The organism is Nostoc sp. 2RC, from assembly GCF_014222165.1.
Taxonomy (GTDB): Bacteria; Cyanobacteriota; Cyanobacteriia; order Cyanobacteriales; family Nostocaceae; genus Nostoc; species Nostoc linckia.
In genome coordinates, this window is sequence record NZ_JACKZU010000414.1 from 1 (window position 1) to 6,868 (window position 6,868).

Consider the following 6,868-nt stretch of genomic DNA (forward strand, 5'->3'; position numbering starts at 1 on the left):
CTCCCCATCTCCCCACTCTTCATTTCACAAAACTATGACTATTTCCCAAATATTTAATATTGCAAATCTTTTCGTTTTGCCTTTTTGGACTTTAATGATTTTATTGCCAAATTGGAAGGTGACGCAGCGAATAATGGCATCATATCTACCTTTTGTGCTGTTGGCTGGGGTATATTTGTATTTATTTGTTAACAGCATTACACCAGAAAACGCACAAGATTTCTCAAATTTGGAATTAGCAAATGTCGCCCGACTTTTTGCAGATGAAAAAGTTGCAGCAACGGGTTGGGTTCATTATTTAGTGATGGATTTATTCGTTGGTCGCTGGATATACTTAGAAGGTCAAAAAACAGGTATTTGGACAATTCATTCTCTAGCTTTGTGTTTTTTTGCTGGCCCTCTGGGATTACTATCCCACATCTTGACTAACTGGATATCTCAGAAATTTTTCCCAAAATCTCAAGAAAATGAAGCGGTGACAGTAGCAGAACAACAAGTCTCAAACTAATAATTAGTCAGCTATTATGCTTTGAAATCGTAGAGAGTCAGTCATAGTGTTGACTGTTGACGGTTAAGGGACTTCCAAGTAAAAAAATATTCCACAGAAGAGTGTTAACTGTTGACCGTTGACCGTTGACAGTCAGCAGTCAACAGTCCCCAGTTCCTTGTTATATATCCTGAGAAATAAACTTAATTACTCCATTAGAAAGAAGCGATCGCCACTCGTTATTTCTAAATTAAACCCAGGGAGAGTGAAATAAATCTCTGAAGCTTTTACACCATACTTTGCATAAAAATCCTTTAATTCCCAATTCCAAATGGTTAAAAATTAGAGATTTAATCTTTATCTGATTGTAGAATTCCATATCTCAATTATTTAAAGCTGGTTTTAAACTTCTAAGCTGTTTCACATAAAAATTGCACATTAGACCTCTTGCAAAAGTGTTTTTTGCAAGAGTTGGGAAAAGGGAAAAGGTTAAAGGGGAAGGGGACAATACAAAACCTTTACCCTTTCCCCCTTTGCCTTTTCCCGACTTATGCAAGAAGTCTATTGACTCGCTACTAGTTGTTGAGCGTTGACAGTCAACGATTACCACGAGTAGTTATGCTTTTTTAGCGCGCATTAGCTCATTTCATCCAAATACAAATCAAAGATTCGCTGCAATAACCTTGATTTTAATTTAGGAATACCACTATGGCCATACAGGAGCAAATACAGCAATGGCATGAGTTAGCACAACAGTTGCGTGTTGATAGTATTCGCGCAACGACTATTGCTGGTTCAGGTCATCCTACTTCGTCTATGTCACCAGCGGATGTGATGGCGGTTTTACTCTCTAAATATCTGCGCTACGATTTTAAAAATCCAGATAACCCTAATAACGATCGCTTCGTTCTCTCTAAAGGACACGCCGCACCCTTGTTGTATGCCATGTATAAAGCTGCGGGGGTAATTAGCGATGGAGAATTAATGTCTCTGCGGCAATTAGGCAGTCGCTTGGAAGGCCATCCCACGCCAGTTTTACCTTGGGTTGATGTGGCCACTGGCTCTTTGGGACAAGGATTGCCAATTGGTGTAGGGTTGGCTTTAGCAGGTAAGTATTTAGACCAGTTACCATACCATGTGTGGGTGTTGCTTGGCGATAGCGAAACATCAGAGGGGTCTGTGTGGGAGGCTTTTGACCATGCCTCGCATTACAGCTTAGACAATCTGATCGCTATTATCGATGTCAATCGTTTAGGACAGCGGGGTCAGACTGAATTGGGTTGGAACATACAAGCTTATGCTGCACGTGCTAAAGCTTTTGGTTGGCAAGCGATGGAAATTGATGGTCACAATTTTCAGGAGATTGACCAATGTTTGAACGCTGCTTTGAGTATCAACGATCGCCCCACTGTAATTATTGCTCGCACAAAGAAAGGCAAAGGTGTAGCTTCTTTGGAAGATTTGGGTGGTTGGCATGGTAAAGCACTCAAACCTGATGCCGAAAAAGCAGCGATCGCCGAATTGGGTGGCCAACGCCACATCATAATTCAAGTCAACAAACCCGAAGAACAAGCCCAACCAGTTGTTACAGGTAACCCCCAACAGTTGCAACTTCCCACATATAACAAAGGTGCAAAGGTGGCAACACGTAGAGCCTACGGGGATGCTTTATTAGCATTGGGTTCTGCTCAGCCAAATGTAGTTGTTCTTGATGCTGAGGTGAGTAATTCCACTTATGCTGAAGATTTCGCTGAAGCTTATCCTGAGCGCTACTTTGAGATGTACATTGCGGAACAACAAATGATTGCAGCGGCGGTGGGTTTGCAGGTGCGAAAATACAAACCTTTTGCGTCGAGTTTCGCTGCTTTCTTGAGTCGGGGTTATGATTTTGTACGTATGGCGGCTGTCTCCCGCGCCAACATTAAATTAGTGGGTTCCCATGCAGGGGTATCCATTGGTCAAGATGGCCCTTCACAAATGGCACTGGAGGATTTAGCAGCATTCCGGGCTGTGTGGAGTAGTACTGTACTGTATCCCAGCGATGCCAATCAAACTGCTAAATTATTGGCACAAATGAGCGATCGCAATGGCATTGTCTACCTCCGCACCACGAGAGAAAGCACACCTGTAATTTATGACTCTGATGAAGATTTTCCCATTGGCGGTAGCAAAGTAATCCGTAGTTCAGACAGCGATGGAGCCGCCATCATCGCCGCTGGTATCACTTTACACGAAGCTCTCAAGGCTTATGACCGTCTTAAAAATGAAGGTATCGCGGTGCGTGTCATTGATGCCTACTCTGTCAAACCCATTGACGCTAAGACACTTCATCAAGCTGCACGCGATACTGAGGGGAATTTAGTTGTTGTTGAAGACCATTGGTTAGAAGGGGGGTTAGGTGCAGCGGTGCTGGATGTTTTTGCGGGTACTAATAGTAGCCCTAGTTACGATGAAACTCCGCTGCGGCTAATTAAGTTAGCGGTGAGTGAAATGCCAGGTTCCGGTACACCCGAAGAACTGCTTCATGCTGCCAAAATTGATGCCGATGCCATTGTTGAAGCGGTGAAATCCCAAGTCAAACACTCATTGGGAGTAGCTTTACACTCGGAATCAGCAAGAAAGTAGGACTTATACCAATTCACCAAAATATTAGACTTCTAAGAGAAGTCGGGAAAAGGGTAAGGGGAAAGGTTTGGTATTTTTCCCTTTCCTATAATTCGCGTCTAAGCTTTAAAAGCCTTGCATTTGCAATTGATTGGATTTCAAAAAATTAGAACCTATAGGCGTGAAATTGTTAAGAGTTACCCATTAAGAGTTTTCTACCCCCACCAAGGGGCTTTTTCAGCAAGCCTTCCATAGCAAAGGCTTTTAATCTAAAATCTAAAATCTAAAATCCAAAATCTCAAAAGTGGGTGACCTGAGATTCGAACTCAGAACCAGCGGATTAAGAGTCCGATGCTCTACCGTTGAGCTAGTCACCCACACAGATAACGATATTAGCAAACTTCTCCAAAATTTGCCAGTGTAACACCCCAGGAAACGAGTTAAAGGGGAAATTTGACTATAAAGGTAGTTTGAGCTGCTGCACTTTCTACAGAAATTGAGCCGCCTAAATGTCTGACCATTTTCTGCACTAATGCCAATTCTAGTCCAGTGCCACTATGTTTCCAGGGATCGTGTTTATCAAGATGATAGAAAGGCTCAAAAATTCGTGACACTTCGTTGCTGTTCAGTTCGATTCCAGAACTGGTAATTTGCAGGTGTACTGCGTCCCCTGCTGGTTGAGCCGTCACTGTAATAGATTCCCCTGCTGGGGTGTATTTGCAGGCATGGTTGAGCAGTTCGGTGATAATCCTTTCTAAGTCTGTGATATCTGTCTCTAAAATTGGCAGTGTGCCGTCGATGTTTAAGTTTAACTGCTGGCGTTGGCAGTTGGTAACATCTCGAAAAGTTTCAATGATGGGGTAAAGCCAGCTTTGCAAGTCAATGCCAATTAAAGTCGGGGAACTTGGTTCGGCTTCTAAGGATGTGAGTGTGAGTAAATCGTTGATTAATTTGCTTTCTCGCGCGCATTCGTTATGCAATATCTGTAAAAGTTGCGGAACTATTTCTATGTCTAATATTTGTTCTGATGCAAGTACACTTTCGAGAGTTTGAGCAGCGAGGCTGATGCTAGTTATCGGTGTTCGTAGTTCTTGGGACAGCGTTCTGAGAAATTCATTTTTTAATCGTTCGCGTTTTTCTAATTCTTTTACCTGGGAGAGGGTTTTTTGGTAAAGTTGTCCTTGGCGGATAGCGATCGCACATTCATTGGCTATTTGCTGCACTAGCCCGACTTCAAATTCATCAAAGGATTCTTGTGTTGGTCTTGTCAACCAAATATTTCCCAAAATTCCTTGAGTATCGAAAATTGGACAAGCCATCTGAGCAACAACCAGCAATTTTGGTCGCCATCCAGGTACAATTTCTAAAAATTGCAAAGGTTGTTTTTGCAAAAGTGGCTGATAAACTTCGGGACGGTCTGCAATTTGTTTTGTCAATCCCAAGCACTGGGGTAAATTGGTTGTGTACTCGTAAGTAATATGTACCTGTGTTTGACAGCTGCTATACAGTTCGATTTGACAGCGGTCAAGGTTGAGTAAATGTACTAATTCCTGGGTAACTGTCTGCAACACCTGGGTTTCATCAACACTATCGCGGATTTGCTCCGTCATCTGTTGCACCAAGGTTTGAAAGTTTCGTAGTTGTTGCAACTGATTGATGTGTTTTTGTTTGTGCAACTCGATTTTGACTTGGAAATCGTTGAGTTGCTGATGAAGTTGTGACTGTTGGACAGCAATGCCGATTTGAATTGCCAGCTGTTTGAGCAAGTTCGTTTCCATTTCTTGCCATTCATGCGGGTGATGGCAATGCTGAGCTATTAATAGTCCCCACACATCTTGCTTGAAAAAAATTGGTACTACTACATTGGCTCTAACGTGTAAAGATCCCAGGAATTCTATATGGCAAGGGTGTAATCCAGCTGTGTGAATATCTTCAATAACTTGAATATAATCTTGGCTGTAGTGTTGCTGATATTGACGACCAAAGCCGGGATCGGCGATGTTTTTTCCTAACAGCAAATCGTTACTGACTACACTTGATTCAGCAATCACCACTCCTTTACCATCGCCTTGAAAGCGATAAATTAGCACGCGATCGCTCTTTAAAAACTGCCGTAGTTCTTGTGTTGTCTGATGTAGAATGGTATCTAATTCTACACATTGATGAATTCTAGAGGCGATGGCTTCTATTAGTTGCTCCCGTTGTGCCTGGAGTTCAACTGCTAGTTCTACATTTTTAACAGAAGTAATATTACTACTAGTACCAATTAATCGATAAATCCTAGAGTCAGCATCTCGTAATGGAGTCAGAGTTGTACTCCACCAAGTCGGCACTCCTTGGAATCGCAAACATTGTTTGTAGGAAATAGTTTTGCCAAATAATACACAGTCTGTGTAACGCTGACGCACCATAGCTGCATCAATGGGCGAGAGAATATCCTCTGGTTTTTTGCCCCGCAAATTCTCCGAGCTAATGCCTATCCAACGCTCATGAGTGGGATTTAGTGCTACATATCGAAAATCTCCATCCTCTAGCACATCCACCACAAATATCGATGCCTGCACAGAATCGTACATACTTAGTAGAAACTGCTCGCTACTACTTTTTTTATCTACTTCCGTGCCGAAGAGAATCTCAGGAGATGGTAATTGTGTCAGCTCTATAGTTGATTCAGTCGGATTTATATTCATGCGAGAGTCCCTGTCTGGTGTTACTGACTCTTCTCGGCGCTCTCTTGTTGTGGTTATAGTAGATGCATGAGCGCCTTAGCCAAAGTATTGTCAGCCTTTGCTAGTAGAAACTTGGATCTTTTTCTACTTCGCGATCGGAAATTTGGGAAAGCTGATAGGAGTCTGCTTAACAAATCCTGCTTTTTCAAGGCGAAAGTACATTTGCAGGTGAGAAAAAAGTTACCGATTTTGAACAGTTTTTTCAGAATTGTTGCATATACTGACGTGCAATCATCAAGTTTTATCAATTAAATTTATAATTTGTAATATTGAGTATGAAGCATAGGAAGGGGACAAAAAGACAAGGTAGACAAAGCAATCTTTCTCCCCATGCCCAATTCCCAATTTACGATCGCAATTTATGAGCAGTGATTCCAGTAAACATACCGACTAACAGCCAAGTAATAGCTAATCCAATAACTTCCCCTAAGAATAAGTGAGTGAAACTGTGTAAAAAAATCCCCACAGTGGAACCGAAAGGAATGGCTATTGCCCAACTTGCCGAAGACACAAATATCCATCGCCACCCCACAGAGGCGGGTTTGGAGGGTGCTAACCATTGTGTTAAACCAATTCCTAAGCCGCCGAGTCCTCCGTAAATTGTTCCATAAAAGATTCTCAAAGGCACAACCTGAGTGCTAAATACAAACCAACCCAAGCCACCAATACCGATGGCAGTGATGAGACTCCAACCCAAAAGGCTTGATAAAATCCACCTGATACAAGCTATGGGTTCCTTGAGAAGAAAACCTTGAGGAAGTGCGATGATAAATCCACCCATAGCGGCTTCCAATAATCCAATATCAGGCTTTTCACCAATTTCAATTAACAACAAACTCAGCAAAAAACCGCTAAAAGTAGCTAAAGTCCAGAGAAAATTAAAGTTCAATAATGGCATCGACGTGATTGGGGACTGGGGAGATGGCAACGCCTTGGGAAAAGGGGAAAGGTTAAAGGGAAAAGGAGGGATCTCAATACTGCTCAGGTTTTGGATTTTAAACTGGAATTTGGTTTGGGGAAAAGGTGAGCCAGCGCGGTCTTGGGGGTT

4 protein-coding genes and 1 tRNA gene are annotated in these 6,868 nt (G+C 42.3%); 2 read left to right on the top strand and 3 right to left on the bottom strand.

From position 1 onward, the window contains the following. The first annotated feature begins 34 nt into the window (after nt 1–34). A complete protein-coding gene (locus tag GNE10_RS30105) occupies nt 35–508 on the top strand; it encodes an ABA4-like family protein (protein ID WP_185569433.1) in 474 nt (157 codons plus the stop codon). A gap of 687 nt (nt 509–1,195) precedes the next feature. Then, nucleotides 1,196–3,112 carry a transketolase gene (locus tag GNE10_RS30110; protein ID WP_185569435.1) on the top strand — a complete coding sequence of 639 codons (1,917 nt, stop codon included), beginning with the start codon at nt 1,196–1,198 and terminating at the stop codon, nt 3,110–3,112. A gap of 284 nt (nt 3,113–3,396) precedes the next feature. On the opposite strand, the gene GNE10_RS30115 is transcribed toward GNE10_RS30110, so the two are convergent. The 3 genes from GNE10_RS30115 to GNE10_RS30125 form a co-directional block, all read right to left on the bottom strand. Beyond that, nucleotides 3,397–3,468 (bottom strand) — tRNA-Lys (locus GNE10_RS30115). A 63-nt stretch (nt 3,469–3,531) separates the two neighbouring features. After that, complete coding sequence (locus GNE10_RS30120; protein ID WP_185569437.1) at nt 3,532–5,781, bottom strand: GAF domain-containing protein; 2,250 nt, start codon at nt 5,779–5,781, stop codon at nt 3,532–3,534. A gap of 385 nt (nt 5,782–6,166) precedes the next feature. Then, nucleotides 6,167–6,868 (bottom strand): hypothetical protein (locus GNE10_RS30125; protein WP_311774894.1); only part of this gene is annotated, 702 nt, incomplete at its 5' end.